The organism is Nitrospira sp. (assembly GCA_024998565.1).
Classification (GTDB): domain Bacteria; phylum Nitrospirota; class Nitrospiria; order Nitrospirales; family Nitrospiraceae; genus Nitrospira_A.
This window is the reverse complement of sequence record JACOEM010000003.1, coordinates 39,130-56,053: the sequence shown is the minus strand read 5'-3', so window position 1 is coordinate 56,053 and position 16,924 is coordinate 39,130. Positions and strand designations below refer to the sequence as shown.

Annotated in this window: 17 protein-coding genes; 5 read left to right on the top strand and 12 right to left on the bottom strand. The window is 60.7% G+C overall.

From position 1 onward, the window contains the following. Positions 1–88: 88 nt before the first annotated feature. Both H8K11_06740 and H8K11_06735 read left to right on the top strand, forming a co-directional pair. Positions 89–1,165, top strand: a complete 1,077-nt coding sequence (locus H8K11_06740) for a HEAT repeat domain-containing protein (GenBank protein ID MCS6263441.1) — start codon at positions 89–91, stop codon at positions 1,163–1,165. Between the two features lie 53 nt (positions 1,166–1,218). After that, a complete protein-coding gene (locus tag H8K11_06735; protein MCS6263440.1) occupies positions 1,219–1,722 on the top strand; it encodes a hypothetical protein in 504 nt (167 codons plus the stop codon). A gap of 438 nt (positions 1,723–2,160) precedes the next feature. Here H8K11_06735 and H8K11_06730 read toward each other — a convergent pair whose 3' ends face one another. From H8K11_06730 to H8K11_06705, 6 genes are all read right to left on the bottom strand, one after another. After that, positions 2,161–2,604, bottom strand: coding sequence for a type II toxin-antitoxin system VapC family toxin (locus H8K11_06730; GenBank protein MCS6263439.1), 444 nt, complete (start codon positions 2,602–2,604; stop codon positions 2,161–2,163). 1 nt (position 2,605) lies between these two features. Continuing rightward, complete coding sequence (locus tag H8K11_06725; GenBank protein MCS6263438.1) at positions 2,606–2,854, bottom strand: hypothetical protein; 249 nt, start codon at positions 2,852–2,854, stop codon at positions 2,606–2,608. 34 nt (positions 2,855–2,888) lie between these two features. Then, positions 2,889–4,010, bottom strand: coding sequence for an LPP20 family lipoprotein (locus H8K11_06720; GenBank protein ID MCS6263437.1), 1,122 nt, complete (start codon positions 4,008–4,010; stop codon positions 2,889–2,891). Then, positions 4,007–5,431: a hypothetical protein gene (locus H8K11_06715; protein ID MCS6263436.1), complete on the bottom strand. Its 1,425-nt coding sequence runs from the start codon at positions 5,429–5,431 to the stop codon at positions 4,007–4,009. The genes H8K11_06720 and H8K11_06715 overlap by 4 nt, the downstream gene beginning before the upstream one ends. 86 nt (positions 5,432–5,517) lie before the next feature. Next, the gene (locus H8K11_06710) at positions 5,518–6,147 is read right to left on the bottom strand and encodes a penicillin-binding protein activator LpoB (protein MCS6263435.1); all 630 of its coding nucleotides are present in this window, start codon (positions 6,145–6,147) and stop codon (positions 5,518–5,520) included. A 38-nt stretch (positions 6,148–6,185) separates the two neighbouring features. After that, positions 6,186–6,752: a hypothetical protein gene (locus H8K11_06705; GenBank protein MCS6263434.1), complete on the bottom strand. Its 567-nt coding sequence runs from the start codon at positions 6,750–6,752 to the stop codon at positions 6,186–6,188. Between the two features lie 414 nt (positions 6,753–7,166). On the opposite strand from H8K11_06705, the gene H8K11_06700 reads away from it, so the two are divergent. Beyond that, entirely contained in the window at positions 7,167–7,337 is a 171-nt protein-coding gene (locus H8K11_06700; protein ID MCS6263433.1) for a hypothetical protein, read from the top strand. A gap of 199 nt (positions 7,338–7,536) precedes the next feature. Here H8K11_06700 and H8K11_06695 read toward each other — a convergent pair whose 3' ends face one another. Further along, entirely contained in the window at positions 7,537–8,922 is a 1,386-nt protein-coding gene (locus H8K11_06695) for a tetratricopeptide repeat protein (protein MCS6263432.1), read from the bottom strand. 227 nt (positions 8,923–9,149) lie between these two features. Between H8K11_06695 and acs the strand changes: the two genes are divergently transcribed. Both acs and H8K11_06685 read left to right on the top strand, forming a co-directional pair. Continuing rightward, the gene (gene acs, locus H8K11_06690) at positions 9,150–11,039 is read left to right on the top strand and encodes an acetate--CoA ligase (protein MCS6263431.1); all 1,890 of its coding nucleotides are present in this window, start codon (positions 9,150–9,152) and stop codon (positions 11,037–11,039) included. Between the two features lie 55 nt (positions 11,040–11,094). Beyond that, positions 11,095–11,613: an IPT/TIG domain-containing protein gene (locus tag H8K11_06685; GenBank protein ID MCS6263430.1), complete on the top strand. Its 519-nt coding sequence runs from the start codon at positions 11,095–11,097 to the stop codon at positions 11,611–11,613. Positions 11,614–11,648: 35 nt separating this feature from the next. Here the strand turns inward: H8K11_06685 and H8K11_06680 are convergent, their stop codons facing one another. The 5 genes from H8K11_06680 to ribD all read right to left on the bottom strand — a co-directional run bounded on the left by H8K11_06680 (position 11,649) and on the right by ribD (position 16,923). Further along, positions 11,649–12,305 carry a riboflavin synthase gene (locus H8K11_06680; protein MCS6263429.1) on the bottom strand — a complete coding sequence of 219 codons (657 nt, stop codon included), beginning with the start codon at positions 12,303–12,305 and terminating at the stop codon, positions 11,649–11,651. A 174-nt stretch (positions 12,306–12,479) separates the two neighbouring features. Then, positions 12,480–13,655: an MFS transporter gene (locus H8K11_06675; protein ID MCS6263428.1), complete on the bottom strand. Its 1,176-nt coding sequence runs from the start codon at positions 13,653–13,655 to the stop codon at positions 12,480–12,482. A 10-nt stretch (positions 13,656–13,665) separates the two neighbouring features. After that, a complete protein-coding gene (locus tag H8K11_06670) occupies positions 13,666–14,472 on the bottom strand; it encodes a hypothetical protein (GenBank protein MCS6263427.1) in 807 nt (268 codons plus the stop codon). After that, the gene (locus H8K11_06665; protein ID MCS6263426.1) at positions 14,469–15,794 is read right to left on the bottom strand and encodes a hypothetical protein; all 1,326 of its coding nucleotides are present in this window, start codon (positions 15,792–15,794) and stop codon (positions 14,469–14,471) included. The genes H8K11_06670 and H8K11_06665 overlap by 4 nt, the downstream gene beginning before the upstream one ends. 7 nt (positions 15,795–15,801) lie before the next feature. After that, on the bottom strand, positions 15,802–16,923 hold the full coding sequence (ribD, locus tag H8K11_06660; protein MCS6263425.1) for a bifunctional diaminohydroxyphosphoribosylaminopyrimidine deaminase/5-amino-6-(5-phosphoribosylamino)uracil reductase RibD: 1,122 nt from the start codon (positions 16,921–16,923) through the stop codon (positions 15,802–15,804). Between the last annotated feature and the right edge of the window lies 1 nt (position 16,924).

The following is a 16,924-nucleotide window of genomic DNA, read 5'->3' as shown; positions in this document are numbered from 1 at the left end:
ACAGGCGCAACTTGCAACAGCCGGAAGTGGTTGTATAGAGTGACGGCAGGGTTCGTGATCATCGTCTTTTCATCAAAATGGAGCAGACATGAGATGCATCCTTTCGCTCATCATCCTGGGGGCTCTAGTGCTCCTGGGGGACCAGAGTTGGGCCCGCCGCGACGCCTTAACCGCCGAACAAAAAAGCCAACTGGAACGAATCGATCGCGTGCTGGTCGATGTGATTGCCCTCTCGGACAAGGGCAGCCTCGACGCCAAACCCCTGGTCGACGTGGTCGTCACCCGCATGAAAGAATTCGACTACACGACCGTGACCGACCCGGCCCAACCGCACGATGTGGAACTGAAGATCAAATGCGAGCAGCGAAAAACTTGGGAGGGCAGCACGACGATGGGCAGCGACGCCGACCTTCCCGATGCCCCGTCACGAATCTGGAAGGGGCCGGCCTGCCAGCTCGGCTATCTCCTTAACGGAAAAAAAATGGCCTGGCGCAAAGAGGTCCGGACGGATTTCGACGATGCTCAAGCCGCGGCCACAGTCGCCAAAGCGGGCGATCCCACGGCCTACGCGATGGCCAAGTTACAAGCGCGCCTGGAAGAATACGATTTCCCCGCGCTCATCACCGCTGAATGGGGACAGGAAGCGCGCCTGTTCCGCCTCTACGACGATCCCAAGACTCCGGTCGCGCGCAAGGTGAAGTTGGTGGCCCTGTTCGGCGACCTGTTCTCCGTGAAGGCGATCCCTCGCCTCCTTGACGGACTCAATGGAGCCGACCGCAATATCGCCAAAGCCTCGGCCCTGGCGCTGGGCAATATCGGCCAGAAAGACACGATCCCGGTGCTCATCAAGACGATGAAATCCGGTCCCACGGATTTACGCGCGCCGGCGGCGAAGGCCCTGGGTATCGTCGGCGCGTTGCACGGAGATTTCACGATCGTGGATCCGCTGCTCGAAACGTTGAACACCGAGGATGTCGCCGTGAAAACCGAGGTCGCCTGGGCGCTCGGGAAGCTACCGGACATGCGGGCCTATGAGCCGCTGTTCACGCTCCAGAAATCGCTCTATCGCGTGCACGAAAACGATGCCGATCCTAACCTCGTCAAGTTGAAGGAAGCCGTCAATTGGAGCATCAAACAGATCGACACCTGGGAACACGTGCAATAACAGGCTCCGCCTTCCTCCTCTGCTTCGGCCGGTCGGCCATGCGGCGGACTCTCGTGGCGTGCCGAATCCTGACGGCGGCGCTCGTCGTCTGCATCGCGGTCAACGGCCAGGCTCAGGTCATGGGAGAAGAGGCGGAACTCGACCGCCTCAGGGCGAAGGCGGAAGATGCCATGGGCAATGACGATGCGGAGACCGCGGCGATGAGCATGGGCCGCGCGGCATTGATGGCGGCGCAACTCTCCAAGCGGCAGACCGAACTGGCCCTGCGACAAACCTTCAAAGCCACGGAGCAGCTCTACCGGTCGCAGGAACATGGGTATCGGGCGATTGCCCTGTTTCGGCGAGCCGGCGGGGAACTGCCCGCCTCAGCCGGCGTCTGCGGCAGTCTTCAACTGGCACAACTCGAACTGCGCCACGCGCAGGAAACTCTCAGCCAGCCGGGTGGGGTGGAAGAAAAGCAGACAGCCTCCCCCAGACGGAAGGCGGCGCAGCAGAGTATGGAAGACTGGTCGATTGTGTTGGATTCGATGCAGGGGGAATTTCGCTGCCCCACCTAGCCCGGACTATTCATGAATACCTGCTCCGGCGTCCGATCCTCTAGCCCGGCGGGGCTATTCTCGTTCGGCCTCCTCGACGGACTGCAAGTACGCCTGCGGCGGCCTCACGTGCGAGAAGCCCCGGCGGGCTTCGGTCTCAAACGCCTCGCGGCGGCATTCATGAATAATCCGGGCCAGCCATCCGTTGAAAAAGGCTACTCATTAGCAACCTGCCTAGCCATCACGCCCTGAAAGGCTGCGGAAGAACTTGTTTTACCCGCAAGCGGTCGGGATTAACTCACTAGCCACGTTGACGGGCGGATCGTCTGCAGGATGCGCAAACAGGCCGTCCAGCAAGGCCGCAGCGAGTGAGGGCCCCGAGGCGTACCCTTGCGGTACGTTGAGGGCCTGAACGAAGCGAGAACGCGGCTGGCGGACTGTTTCCGCATCCTGCTCCTGCTAGTCGTCTTCGGGATTGATGATATGCAACCCCGCCGGACGGCAGGCCGCCAGAAGCTGTTTATCCGCGCTCACGACTGTCAGCCGGAGCGGCTTGAGTTCCAACGCCAGGGCCAGGTGTTGCAGCTGCGCCGAGCGCAGGGCCGGATAGTCCAGAATCAACTCTTTCGCAGCCAGATAGGTGTCCATCGTCGGGGAAATGAACTGGAAGAGCCCTTGCGAGGCTTCCATCTCGAACTTGTACAGCACCGAATAGCAGTCGTCCCTGGTGATTTCACCCTGCTGCGCGCGAACGGAGAGGGCCGAGTAAAAATCCGTGACGCTCCACATGGGCAGAATGGCGACCTTACCCCGTTTCACCATGAGCTTGTTCACCACCCGCGTTCCGCGCTCCATGCTGTACCGCTTCACCAACGCCGTGGAATCGAAATAGTAATACGGCATCCTAGACCCTCCCCTTCAAGAGACTGTCGGCCAACGGCGACTGGAGCTTGGAGAGGCGATCCTGCAACTCATCCAACGGCAATTCCTCGTAGTAGCCCTGTTTGCGGAAAATACTCACGATGTCGCTCTTCAGCACCTGTTGCGTGTCTGCCGTCAGCCGTTCGCGCAACCGTTTCTTCATCGCCTGACTGGACAACCGGCGCCCGCCGTTGCCCTGCTCGCCCGCTTTCCGGGTCCCTATTTTACGCATCCCTGCTCCTCTCTCCTGTGGTTGACTCACCGCGTTAACGACTGACCGGCGGCTGCACCGCCTCTTTCGGACAACCGGACGGCGTCGCGGCCGACGCCGGCAGATCTCTCTCTCCATACACATGCGCGGCCACGGACCGGGCCAGATCGGACGCAAACTCCTGCTGCATCACACGGACCGCTTTGGCGGCCGCCTCGCGCTCCGTGACATGCCCTTCCTTCCCGCCTTTCGACAGGGCCCCGACCACGCGATGGGTCACGGCTTCTTCGATCACGGACTCCGCGCACCAGCGCACGTACCGAAAATGAGGATCGTTCACCTCGATCGGCCAGAGACGCACCGACCCGGTAATGAGCAATTCCGCAGGCGCGGCACCGGCGCCGCGCCCGACCACCGTGAAGCCTTCCTGTGCGAGTCCGTCTACAAGCGCTCGCTCAAGCGGCTCGGCTTGATCGCCAGACAGATCGACGGCCATGAGGAGATTCCCGGCAAGAAACTGTTCCAATTCGGCGGTCAATTCCGCCACGCGATAGGGCGATGCATTGCCCTGACCGTTGGAGCGCACCACGCGAAGATCGGTGTTATAGGCCTCGCGAAGCACCAGATTCTTGGCGGCCCGTTTGAGATTACGCACGCGTGAGAGCTTGTCCTGGGTCTGATGCGCTTCGGTCACTTCGGTCTGAATCGTGCGATCGAGTTCATTGAGGCGCTCCACCATCGCCGATTCGGCTTGCGCCCGGTTCATGCCTGCCAGAGCATAGTACTGTCGCGTCTTTTGGTCAAACCAGGTATCCAGGACCTGCACATTTTCCAGCACCTTGTCGGTCGTCACACGGGTCACGTTGTCCAAGGTGAGGCGACGCTCCGTGCTCGTCTGCCCGCGGGACTCCACCACCAGGTACGATTCCCAGTCTTTCGCCTGCGCCGTGATCTCGGCTTTAAAAATTCTGGAGACGGCAGCGTAGGCCTGCTCCGTGGCTTGCGGGCGCGAATCGGCCTGACCCACCCCGACGAGATACTGAGCCGATGGAAACTGAGGGCTTCCTCCCTCGATCCACGACGGACGGGCCGTCCCGCCGAACCATCCGCAGCCGACCAGCACCAGCAGGAGTGCGGAAAGAACGATTCCTCGCCCTCGACCCGTGCCCGGTGTCATAACACCACCCGTTCGATCAGAAAGACGGTCTGCCCGGCGCGAAGGACCAGCGGGCGAGACACTCCGGCCTGGGGAGCCCCGCCCTGTCGAAGCACCGGTTGAATGCGACTCTCGTATTCGCCGGCCGGGACCCACAGGCGGGAAATCTGAATTTCATCCGGCAGAGTCCGCCAACTCCGCGTATCGGCGACTTCGGACGCCACCGCCAGACCATGCGTGAGCAGCCCCACCAAAAGCCCGACCCACGCCGCATCTCCCTTGTTCACGGCATGTTGGGATCCACGGGTCGCCGCTTCGGCTGCGGTAAATTTCACAGCCGCGCGCGCAAGGGCTTTCGTGGTGATTCCGGGCATGCGATCCGACAGGGATTTTTCTGCTAGCGCCGTGCCGTTATACATCAGCTGCGATTGTCCGGTGATCGGCTCTCCGCTTCGCGGCACCAGCGTGATCGATTCGTGGGAGACCTGCGTTTTTTGTGGCACCAACCGGGGCAGGGCCACCCGCACGACACGCCCGTTCAGGCCATACAAGACACTGTCCGCCACGCGACGCTCCTGACGATTGGACGCGTGAATCACGCCCCGATTCAGCAGGACCAGTTGCAGCGCGCTCAGGCTGATCGGAATATCGAGATGGGCCTCTTCCTTGCGCGGCGCGCGGCCATTATAGCCGATCACCACCACCTGAGCGAGATCGGGTTGCCCCTGCAGCGATGCCCATCCTGTGTCGGGAAACTGCCGACGATACTCCTCGAACTCCGCCGTCATGTGCAGGGCATCGGTGGTGCGAAGCAGATCTGCGCGAAGCATCGGCGGCATGGGCGTCCTGGCCCACCCCCGCGTGGATTCATAAATTTCGTAGGCTTTTCGATAGGCGATGAACGCATTGTTGAGATCGCCCGTCGCCTCGTACAACACACCGGTCAGGTACCGGGCAAACGCATCCTCTCTATACCCGTCTTTTTCTTTGGCGCTGTCCGACAACACGTTCAAGCGATGGTCGATCTGCCGCGCCTCAACGACGGCCTCCATCAACTGCCCCATCGCCGCATAATTGAGCGCCTTGATGACGTTGATCATCACGTGCTCATATGGGTCGCCTTCATAAGGCAGCATGGTGTCGTTGGTCAGGAAGGCGGCGGTTTCCGTGCGGATGGTCCTGGTATACAGTCGCTCCACTTCGAGCGAGGCCTGTTCCAGCAGGTTGTTACTCTGCACATAGTCCCCGGCCAGATGCAGCGTCATCCCGCGATCCATGTCGTACAGCAACCGATTCCGCGAGCCATATTCGGATTCGGCCTGCGCCATGATGGCGTCCGCCCGCCGGGGATCGTTCGCCAGCAAACTCTGATCGATGAGGAGATAGTGATTGGCGGAGAACCCGCACCCGGACAGGGTGAATAACAGACCCAGGAAGACCACGCGCATCCACGGGAGAGAAATGAAACGGCCTCCCGGAAGGGAGGCCGTGGTCGATGGGGAGTGGCGTCTCAACAGAATACGTCAGGCTAAAAAATCGTTCGTTTCTTCTCGACGACTTTCTTGATTTTTTTCTGCCCGAACCAGGCCTTCACGTTGTTCTCCATATCCACCATTTCCAGGTCGATCTGATAGAAGACCGCTTTGGCCCCGTCCTGCTCATCCAGAATCGTGGAGATGCTCCCGCGCATCATGTAGTCCGCGCCGATTTCTTTGCCGGGTGCTTTCTGCGTGTCTTCACGGGCGTGCACGGCCTGCTCGCGCCGCTCCTCACGCACCTCTTCCCGCTCGCCCTTGCCGGCGACGAAGGTCACTTTTTGCGAGTTCGTCAGTTCCCGCTCCAGGTCGCTGATGAAGGTCTGCACGTTGATGTGTTCATGGCTCTTGTTGAGGACGGTTCCGACGATGACGACCGGCTGGCGATTCTTGCCCTTGGTGAAATTGCCGAGCCAGGGATTGCCCAGGGCTTCTCGCACCATGGCTTCAGCCACCATTTGTGAATCGGTGTCGTTCCAGCGCCCGCTGAGGTCCGTGACGATGCCGGTATCGACGCGCGTCACTTTCGTTTCATGCCCACATCCGCTCGCCACCGCGGCCACAGCCACCAGCGCTGCGGTCACAAAGGTCCGGCCCACTGAACGATCCCGCCACTCGATCATGCTCTCTCCTCCTGGTCAGCGCGCACCGGCACGTCCGCTTACTTCGTCGCCCGCTTGTCTTCTTCCTTCTCCAGACGATCGAACAACCGGTCGGCATTCTTTCGCACAAAGTCGCGGACCTGGCCGTTCAACTCCTTCGCCTGCTCCAGATTGTTCTTCATGTCTTCGAGGCTCAGCTTGGTGAGGACGTAGTAAGTGCCGGACTTCTCATCTTTGTACCGATCCATCGGCTTCACACCGTTCAGAGTGACTGCTGAGAAGGTCTTCACTGCCCGTTCGATGTTCTGTTCTTCACTGTTGCGGGAAAAGTCGCCGGCGGTCGTTGAGGCCGCATAGTCACGCATGAGATAGGCCGTGTAGGTTTCGAAGGTTTTCGCGATTTCAGCGCGGCTGCGGTTCTCAGCCGTGTCCCAGGCTAAGGGCTCGTTCCGCACGCCCACCACCGACCCGACACCATAAAAAGACTTATCGCTCTTTTCGTTGAACGCGCCGGAGCCCTTCTTGACCCAGTTCGGAGGACCCCCGCAGGCAGTCAGCCCGATGAGGAGTACGAGCGCCAACGCACTGCCGGTGAACTTGGAAAAAGCCCCCTCTACTCTGCGCATACGATTCCTCCTTGGTGTAACACAGATGAACGCTGACGGCTTCGTGGTGTGTGGCAAACTGATGGGAGAGAGATGTGTGTGGCTCACTGTCACCCGACACAGTTGGGCGAAAAAAGCAGATTTTATGCTAACATGCACCCCTAACACTGTCAACGCGCAACGACTGTTTCGGTTGACCACAGGGCCGATTCATCTACCCTAGGAGCCTGTGCGAGTAATCCTTCGTAGCGAGACGAAGGAGTTGCCGGCGGATGCGAGGCCGCAGGCTCGAAAAAACCGGAAGCGTATTCGCTGAATACGTTGAGGATTTTTACGGGCCGAGAACGAGGCAGATGCCGGCAGATCATTCGTCGCAGCAGAACGGCATTACTCGGACAGACTCCTAGACACAGGTTTTACGGAGGAGACAGACACATGGCTGACGTGCAGATTGAAGACGGCATCATTAAAGTGGTTCAACTCGATATCCAGGATCCCAAGGCCGCCGCCGTGTTGGCGGAATATCCCCAGGTCCGCTGGCCGGAAATCACTCGCCGGGCGTTGAAGATTGGGTTGGGGTATCTGAAAGGCGGAGGAAAAGACTAGCGGTGCATCGAAAAACCGTACGCCCCCCAGCAAAACTAATCGTTTCGCAGGACACCAAATCGGACCTGGATGCCTGCAGGCTGGTCAGAAAGCACGTCCAGCAAGGCCGCAGCGAGTGAAAGCCCGAGGCGTACCCTTGTGGTACGTTGAGGGCCTGAACGAAGCGAGAACGCCGCTGGCGGGCTTTCTCAACAGCCTGCTAAGGCCCATGTTTCTCAGCTGGAGGAGCACTGCCTTGGACGGCGCGGATCGCGCGTTCACTTTGTCCCCCCAACTCCAGATATCGACGGAACGCGTCGACGGACTTTTGCGGTTCGTTCAAATGGTCGGCGTAGAGCTCGCCGAGCGAGAAATAGACATCCCCGTAGGCCGGGTTCACTACTAATGCCTGCTGCATGGCCTGCTCGGCTTCCTGGTACTGTCCCTTCTTTTCGAGGGCCAGCGCCAGGGAGTAGTGGGAATCGGGATTCTGCGGCGCATGTTGCACCGCCGCGCGGGCGGCAAGCAGGGACTCCTCAAGATTCGGCAGCACTTCCAAACGGATGTAACTCTTCAACACGTAGGCATCGCCGAAGGACGGATCGTAGCCGATCGCGCGGTTGAGCCGTTCCAACGCTTCTTCGGCCGACTTTTGCTGCTGCAATAATGCAAAGGCCTGTTCATACTGAATGCGGGCCTCCCTCATCCGGTCCGCCTCACTCGTCGGTTCCTTCCCGGCCTGGAAGGCGCCTTTTCGCCCTTCAATCAGGACCACGTCCCCGTCGCCCTCCAACTGCACGAACTGCGGGTGCTGGGCCCCTTTGGTCGCAGTCTCCACGTCCTGCTTCACCTGCGCTGCCAGTTCACTGGCCATGAGCCAGCCGTTCTTGTTGAGATCGGCAGCCCCCTTCAAACCGGCAACCAGCGCTGCGACGAACGCACTCTGACCCGCAGCCCGTCCGATCGCCTCCTCTTTCTCGGCCGCCGTCAGGACCTGAACGGCTCGCTTCTCCGTCTCATCTTCCGGCGACAAGCGGCCTTCGAGTGAAAGCGGCTGCGGCGCGGTCACTTCCCATCCCCGGATGTTCGCGTCGAACAACATCAACATGTGTTTGGAAGCGGACCGCCGGCTGAATTCCTTGAGCTGATCAAACGTGATGGCTTTGGCGGGATTGTTCAACTGCGCATCCCAGGGAACCAGATAGCCCACTTCTTTGGATTGAGAATCCTGCGTGATCCCGGCATGCCCGGCAAAAAAGAACAGCACGCGATCCTGCCGCCCGACCTTGCGAGGTAAATAATCGTTGAGGATCTGGAGCAGATGCTTGGAACTGGCCTCTTTATCCTGCAGCTCGATCACTTCATCGAACCCGAGCCCCCGCAGCACCGTCGCCACCGCATGCGCACCCTCCAACGCGCCGGGCACCTTCGGCGCCACGAGGTAGTTTTCGACCCCGACCACGACCGCCCAGGACTTGTAATAGAGGCCTTCCGGCTTTCCGACCTGCGCGTGGGCAATGGAGAGCATTCCGACCGTTCCAGCGGCGCACATGGCCACCAGGCATACGAACATCCGGCGAAGACAGGGGGATATTGACAAGCTCATGAAGGGGTTAATCCAGTGAGGTGCAACACGTTCAGCGTACCTTCGTCTCCTCCTGACTGTCAAGAAAGGCGGAGTGCTCCGGCCTTGCGCCATGCGGTCTTCGCCTGCATCTGCAACCGTCTCACAGCGGCGCTGAGGGTTGCAGTTCTTTTCCCCCGTCCGCATAATGCCGGTGATGATTGACCCGCGCGCCGGACAGGCCCGCGCTTTGTGGAGGCATGGCACCGATGGACGAGAAGATCGATACCCTACTGAAAGAAGGACGTGTCATTCAGCCGACCGCCAAGACCAAGGCGGCCGCTCATATTCAGGACTATGACCAGGCCTACAAAGCCTCTATCGCCGATCCGGAAGCGTTCTGGGGCGGTGTGGCCAAGGAACTGGATTGGTTTTCGCCGTGGAGCAAGGTGCTCGATTGGAACTACCCCTGGGCCAAATGGTTCGTCGGCGCAACCTGCAATATCGCTTATAACTGCCTGGATCGACACGCAAACACGTGGCGGCGTAACAAAGTCGCCATCATCTGGGTCGGTGAAAACGGCGAGGAACGCATCTTCACCTATGGAGAACTGTTGCGCCAGGTCAATCGCTGCGCCAATGCCCTCAAGGCGCTTGGCCTGCAAAAGGGCGATCGCGTCACCATCTATCTCCCGAAAATCCCGGAGCAGGTCGTCGCCATGCTGGCCTGCGCGCGTATCGGTGTGATCCACAGCGTGGTCTATTCCGGCTTCAGCGCCCCGGCCCTCGCCAGCCGCATTCAGGACGCCGAAGCGCGCGTCGTCATCACGGCGGATGTCGGGTACGATCGCGGGAAAACCATCAACCTCAAGGGCGTCGTCGACGATGCCGTGCGCACCTGCCCGTCCGTCGAAAAGGTGGTGGTCGTCCGACGCGAATCTCCAGGCGTCGCCCTCGCGGCTCCCAAAGAAATCGATTGGGTCGAGTGGCTGCAAGCACAGAGCGCCGCCTGCCAGGCAGAACCGCTCGATGCGGAAGCTCCGCTCTACATTCTCTACACCTCCGGCACGACCGGTAAACCCAAAGGCGTCGTGCATGTGCATGGCGGCTATATGGTCGGCACCTACATCACGACCAAATATGTGTTCGATCTCAAGGAAGAAGACGTCTACTTCTGCGTGGCCGACCCGGGCTGGGTCACCGGCCACAGTTACATCGTCTATGGCCCGCTGCTGAACGGCGCGACGATCCTCATGGCCGAAGGCAAACCCGACTATCCGACCCCCGGCCGCTGGTGGGATCTCATCGCCCGCTACGGCGTCTCGGTTTTCTACACCACGCCGACGGCGGTCCGGCTCCTGATGAAGTACGGCGAGGACTGGCCGAAGAAGTACGACCTCTCCACCTTGCGCATCCTCGGCAGCGTCGGCGAACCCATCAACCCGGAAGCCTGGGAATGGTTTTACCGCGTCACCGGCAGCGACAAGCCCATCATGGATACCTGGTGGCAGACCGAAACCGGTTCCATCCTGGTCACGCCCCTGCCGTCCGTGCCGCTTAAGCCGGGCTCGGCTACCAGGCCGTTTCTCGGCATCGAGGCCGACGTGGTGGACAAGGAAGGGAACAGCCTGCCGAACAATGCCGGCGGCTTTGCCGTCATCAAGAAGCCCTGGCCGTCCATGATGCGGACGATCTACAAAGATCCTGATCGCTACAAGGTCTACTGGAACACCATCCCCAACTGTTATACGGCGGGCGACGTCTGCCGGAAAGACAACGACGGGTATATGTGGTTCATGGGTCGCGCAGACGATGTAATCAAAGTCGCCGGCAACCGCATCGGCACAGCGGAAGTCGAAAGCGCCCTGGTCAGCCACGAGGCCGTGGCCGAAGCGGCGGTCATCGGCAAACCGCATCGCACCGCCGGCGAAGCGATCAAGGCCTTCGTCATCCTGAAACAGGGCTATCAGGACTCGAAAGAGTTGGTGCAGTCGCTCAAGGACCATGTGCTGAAAGAGTTAGGGAAAATCGCGGTGCCGCAGGAAATCGACATCGTGCCGTCGTTGCCGAAGACCAGGTCCGGCAAGATCATGCGGCGGGTCCTCAAGGCCAAGGAACTGGGACAGGACGTGGGCGACATTTCGACGATCGAAGACTGAGACGATTCGTCTTCAGCCAATGCATCATCTTGTATTGTGTGCATGGAGGCCGGTCATGCAAAGACAGAGCGAGAAGCAGGGTGTGGTGTGGTCAACGGTGATGGGATTTGTGCTGCTGGGAGGAGTCATTCCCGCCGCGGCCGCCGAGGACACCAAGAAGCCGGCTGAACAGGCCGCACCAGCAGCAAAGAAGACTCCCGAAAAAAAGGCGACCGCGAAGAGCGGAAGTCAGAAGGCGAAGCCGGCCGGCACAGCCAAAGGCCCGGCACCCAAGTATGCTTCAGCCGAAACGGCAGCCAAGGCGCAAGCCTGCTTCGGAGAAGCACCGAAGATCCAATCGGTCACGCCGGATGAAGCGAAAGCAGGCGAGAAAGTCACGATCTCGGGCAGAGGATTCGGTCCCGCCGAGTGCCTGCGCTCACTCTCTTTCGGTCCCGGGTATCCCGCTGCATTCACATTCGTCAACGATACCCAGATCACCGCGACCGTACCGACCGGCAGACGCAGGGGCATGGCCATGATGACCGTCACGACCGCGTCCGGTGAAGATTCAAAAGCGTTTCTGGTGAGGTAAGGGGGCCGGCTACGGCCTGATTGACCTCGATTGCTCTAGATCAATCCCCGCCGTTTTAGATAATCCGTATCGATCACCGGCGTTGGTTTGGGAGGGAGGATGCCGCGCTCCTGGAGCAGGCGCTCGACGTATTTCCCGATCAGGTCTGATTCCAGGTTGAGCTTGTCACCCACCTGTTTCAGTCCGAGTGTGGTGACTTTTGCGGTGTGAGGAATGATCGAAACGACGAACGACCGTTCGGTCACGTCGTTGATGGTGAGACTGATGCCATCGACCGTGATCGATCCCTTCTGAACACAGAGGCGCAGAATCTCCTTCGGCGCCTCAATCTCCAGAATCAGCGCGTTCCCGTCCTGATGCCGGCTCCGGATGGCACCGATGCCATCCACATGTCCTGACACCATGTGCCCGCCGATGCGCTCGTTCAACTTCATGGCACGCTCTAGATTCACGGGCGAACCGGAAGTGAGACCACCGAGCGTCGTCACCCCGAGGGTTTCAGGCGAGACATCGACCGAGAAGTCATGGTCGGTTCTGGCGACCGCCGTCAGGCAGGTCCCATTGACGCTCACGCTGGCGCCGATGGTGAGGTCGCTCATGATCGTCGAGGCGATGATGGTCAGACGCGTGCCGGCCAGCCCCTTATTCAGTACGGAGACCGCGCCCATCTCTTCCACGATGCCGCTGAACATGGCTTACGCTCCCTTGCGAGTCTTCAAGAGATAAAGACAAAAACCCAGTAGTCCGATGCCGCCCACGACGGCAATCCCGCGCTGCAGCGTTTCGATAAAATCCGTGTCCATCCTTCTCCGCTTCCTTTTGAAAAATGTGGCCGTCCCCGGGCGAAAAGCGGCAGCATTATAGCACTACCGCGAGAGAGTTCTCATCGTGGCCCAGAAGGCGATGGCCGCCAGGATCTGAAGACCGGCAATCACGGCAAAGGCTCCCTGATAGCTCACATGGGCGATCAGCAGACCGGCCAGCAGGGGCCCGCTGGCATGGCCGATATCCATCACCGTTCCCTGCATACCCATCCCCGCCCCCAGCCGTTTGAACTCGGAACTGTCGGCCACCAACGCAGCGGACGAGGAAGAGACCACCGCCTCCCCGAACCCGAATCCTGACGACAGCACCAGCAACAGGGCGAATGAGCCGACATGGGGCATGCTGATGAACGTCGCGGCGCATATCAAGAGGCCGGCCAGAATCAGCGGCTGCCGCCCGACACGGTCTGATATGCGCCCCATGACCGGCTTGGACAGAAATGACGTCACCGCCTGCACACTAAACAACAGCCCCACTTGCCCGGCATTAAGTCCCACCGAAAGACCATACAGGGGCAGGAACGCCATGAGAGCGCCGTTGGCCACCATCTTGGCGGCATCCGTGGAGCTGGTGATCAACACCTTCCGGTTGCGCGCCACGGCGAGAAAGCCCTTCCCCATCTCCGCCATGACCGGTGCCAAACCCCGCTCGCGCACGCGCGGCGGCGGTTCATCCAGATGGAGACTGAAAAAGATCAGGATCGCAATACAGCCGAATACCCCGGCCGTCACGAAGGCCGTGGAAAATCCTGCGGTATGGGCCAGCCAGCCACCCAGGAACGGGCCGAGGAGGGAACCGGATTGGGTGCAAGCCGTATAGGTTCCCAGCGCCGCGCCGCGCCGTTCCTTATACAGATCGGCCACGGTGGCCAGGGCACTCGGCGCGAAAATGGCGGTGGCTAGGCCATGCACAAACCGCAGCGCCGTCAGCGCGTTGAGATCCGAGATGAAGGGGTAGATGAACGGCGGCAGTCCGAACGCCACCACGCCGATACGCAGCAGCATCTTCCTTCCATAGATATCGGAGAGGGCGCCCGAGGGTAGTTTCAGCAACACCCCGGTGATGGTCGACACCGACACGATCAAGCCGATCCGCTCAGGGCCGGCCCCCAACGATTCCGCGAAGAGGGACAAGACCGGCATGCGGACGAGGTTGTAACTGATGAAGCAGAACACACCGAGGGTACAGAGGTAGAAAAAACTGCGCGAGGTCGTCATGGATGTCTCATCAGGGTATCGGGCGAGGCGATTCGACAGGATTGTGCAGACTCGCAAGGGCGGCTTTCAAGAAGACCACTTCCTCGTCCGGTAATCCAGGCGGATCCGTCGCTTCGAATAACACTTTCTCCGAATGCTCCCGCATCGCGCCCCCCAGCCGACGGGCGGCATCGAAGGCTTTCAGGAGCTGACGATTCACCACATTCCCGATCAGCGGACGGAGCAACGACAGCATCCCCGACAAGAAGCGATTGTCGAGTCGCAGGTAAGTGACCATCGTACTGTCGATCGATTCGATCCCGCGGTTGTCGGTCACAGGGTGCAGCCTCAACAGAACCACCGCCTTGCCGCTCACCCGCGGCAGAAACCGTCCGTCATGGCTTCCTTCCACGTAATAGATCCGCGTCGCAGTGTCCCGAAACAGGGGATGGACGATCCCTTCCGTGCCTTCCCCGTCGGTAGCCCAGAATTCCCCCGGCTCCCGCTGCTCGGCCTTATACAACCCGAGATCGAGGCGGTTGACCAGCATGGCGGCCATCACCGGATGATCCAGGAGATAGAGAAAGACCGGTTGCGGCAAAGGCGTACGCTGCGGCCCGACTTTATTGGCGGTGGTGTAATGCGTGACGATCGGCTCAATTCGGCAAGCCCAGGCGACCTCAACTTGGTCCAGCGGAAAGACCACACCGGCATGGTGTACAGGAAGGGAGCAGCGGTCCGATTCAGTTCGCCCGACGGACACAAGGGCCGCCAGCCCGACTGTGAGCACGACCCCGAGCAGGCCGGCTCGTCGGGCGACCGGCCTGAACCTGCTCATGAAGGCCGTTGCGGCACTGAGAGCGTGAGATGAGCGGGATAGAGCTGCCCGGGGTCCTGTCTGAGCCGCGCCTGCCGCAGCAGCGTGTCAACCTGTGGCGTGATGATGCCCTCGAAGGAGACCTGCCCATCGGTGGTGACGACGACCGGCTTCGAGAGATCGACGAGGTCTTCGTTCAGGAACAACGTGTATTGCCGGACACGATCGGTCTTGACCTCAATCCGATTCGGCCCGGACACCTGTGCGATCAGCCTGGCGTAGGTGCGCTGCCGGATACTGTCGTCCCGCTTATCGACTAAGTCCTCTGAAAAGGATGCGATCTGGTCCGTGGCATCGATCCGCACCCAGCCGAACGGCAGCAAATGGCTGGCGTCACGCACCACCGTCAACGCTTTTGGGACGGCTGTCCGCCGCTGATTGTCGAACCACTTCACGAGATCCGGAAGTTCTTCACGGGGGAAAAAGTGGCCCCCCGCCATCGCATGGGTGCGATCATGTTCGCGATAGATATAGGGGTACCCCAGGTTCTTGAGTTCTCCCGCCAGCCTCCGGCTCAGCTCCACCGGCATCACCTGATCCTGCGATCCATGAATGATGTAGGTCGGCGTCGTGCGGAGGTTTTCCAGAAACGGAAACAGCACGTCATCGATCCCGCTGGCCATCGGCGCCAGTCCGGCAAACAGGGGCGCATGATGCATGCCGATCAACCAGGCGCCGATCCCGCCGTTCGACATGCCGCTGAGGAAGATGCGGTTCGGATCGATGCGATACCGCTGTTGCACGGCCTGCACGGTGGCCAACACGAGATCTTCCGCGCGCCGGGTGAACCAGGCGCCGGCCGGATAGGTCGGACAGGCAAGGATGTACGCCTCGCCTAAGCGGGACTTCCATCGATCCAAGTAGGCCTCGCCGGTGAATCCCGCCCCATGGAGACAGACGATCAGGGCATAGTCTTTGGTCGGTTCATAACTCTGGGGGATAGACAGGCTCAACCGATACGGACGTTCGCGAACGACGATCTGCTCATCCGGCAGGAGTCCCACAGGCTGCAACCCGTGAGGCGGACCGTTCCGCAACAGGTCCTGCACGGTCTGCACCGTGGCGTCCGGCCGCTGTACGATCGACGCGAGCAGGGTACGCTGCTGCTCGGCATCCTGAGTCGTGAGATACTGCCAGACCTGCGAGGCCAGATCGGACGAGGAACTCTCGTCAGCGGCCTGGGTGGACGGAATCGAAAGGCCTGCCCACAGCAGGCACGAGAAAAGAAACAGGGAGAATCTGCGTTGGTGAACTCGGCCGACGGGCCGGAAAGAATGTCCCACGACGCTCCTACTGAGTCTCGAAATCCGCCTCTATCAACATATCACGCCCGACCGGCTCGATGCGCACATTCTTCAATGGCACGGCACTCCGGAGTCGGCGCGGGCACTGTCCACCGAAGAGTCCTTTTGCATCCTGCCCCCCGAGCAGCAACGGAGCGACATAACACATCAATCGCTGGGGCAATCCCGCCCGCAGCACGGCCGCGTTCAGGTCGCTGCCGCCTTCGACCAAAACCGTTGTAAGGCCGAGCTGCCCCAGACGCGCCCACAACACCGGCAGGTTCACATGGCCACCGGCTTTCGGCAAGACCAGGACATCGATCCCCCGATCCTTCAACAATTTGATTTTACGCGCCGAAGCTGCCGCTGTCGTCGCAATCAACGTGTGAGCCGTTTGCTGATCCTGCAGCACCTTGGCCTTGAGGGGAATGCGCAATCGACTGTCGACTACAATGCGCAACGGCTGCCGCGGTGCCGGCCTCGGCGGGCCGTCGCCCACCCGCGCGGTCAACTGTGGATTGTCGCGTAACACCGTGCCGATCCCTACCAACACGGCATCCGCATCGGCACGCAATCGATGGGCCTGCTGTCGGGCGGCCACATCCGTAATCCATTGAGACTCGCCGCTCGCAGTCGCGATCTGCCCGTCCAGTGTCATCCCGGCTTTCAGGATGGTAAACGGGCGGCCGGTCCGGATCCAATGGATGTAGCGTTCATTGAGCTGCCTCGCCTCGGCCTCGCAACATCCCACATCGACACGAATTCCAGCCCGCGTCAGCTGCGTAACCCCATTGCCCTTCACCTGCGGGTTGGGATCGACCATGGCCACGACGACGCGGCGGACTCCGGAAGCAACGACCAGGGGAACACAGGGAGGGGTGCGTTTGTTGAGATGACTACAGGGTTCGAGAGTGACGTAGAGGGTGCCGCCTTTGGCCCGTGAGCCGGCCTGACTCAAGGCGATGACTTCGGCATGGGGACCGCCGGCTTTGCGGTGGGAGCCCTGGCCGACGATCCGGCCGCGGTTCACCACCAATGCGCCGACCATGGGATTCGGGCTGGTGGATCCCCGGCCCTTCGCCGCGAGGCGGAGGGCCAGGGTCATGTACTCAAGATCGTGTCGAGTCAAC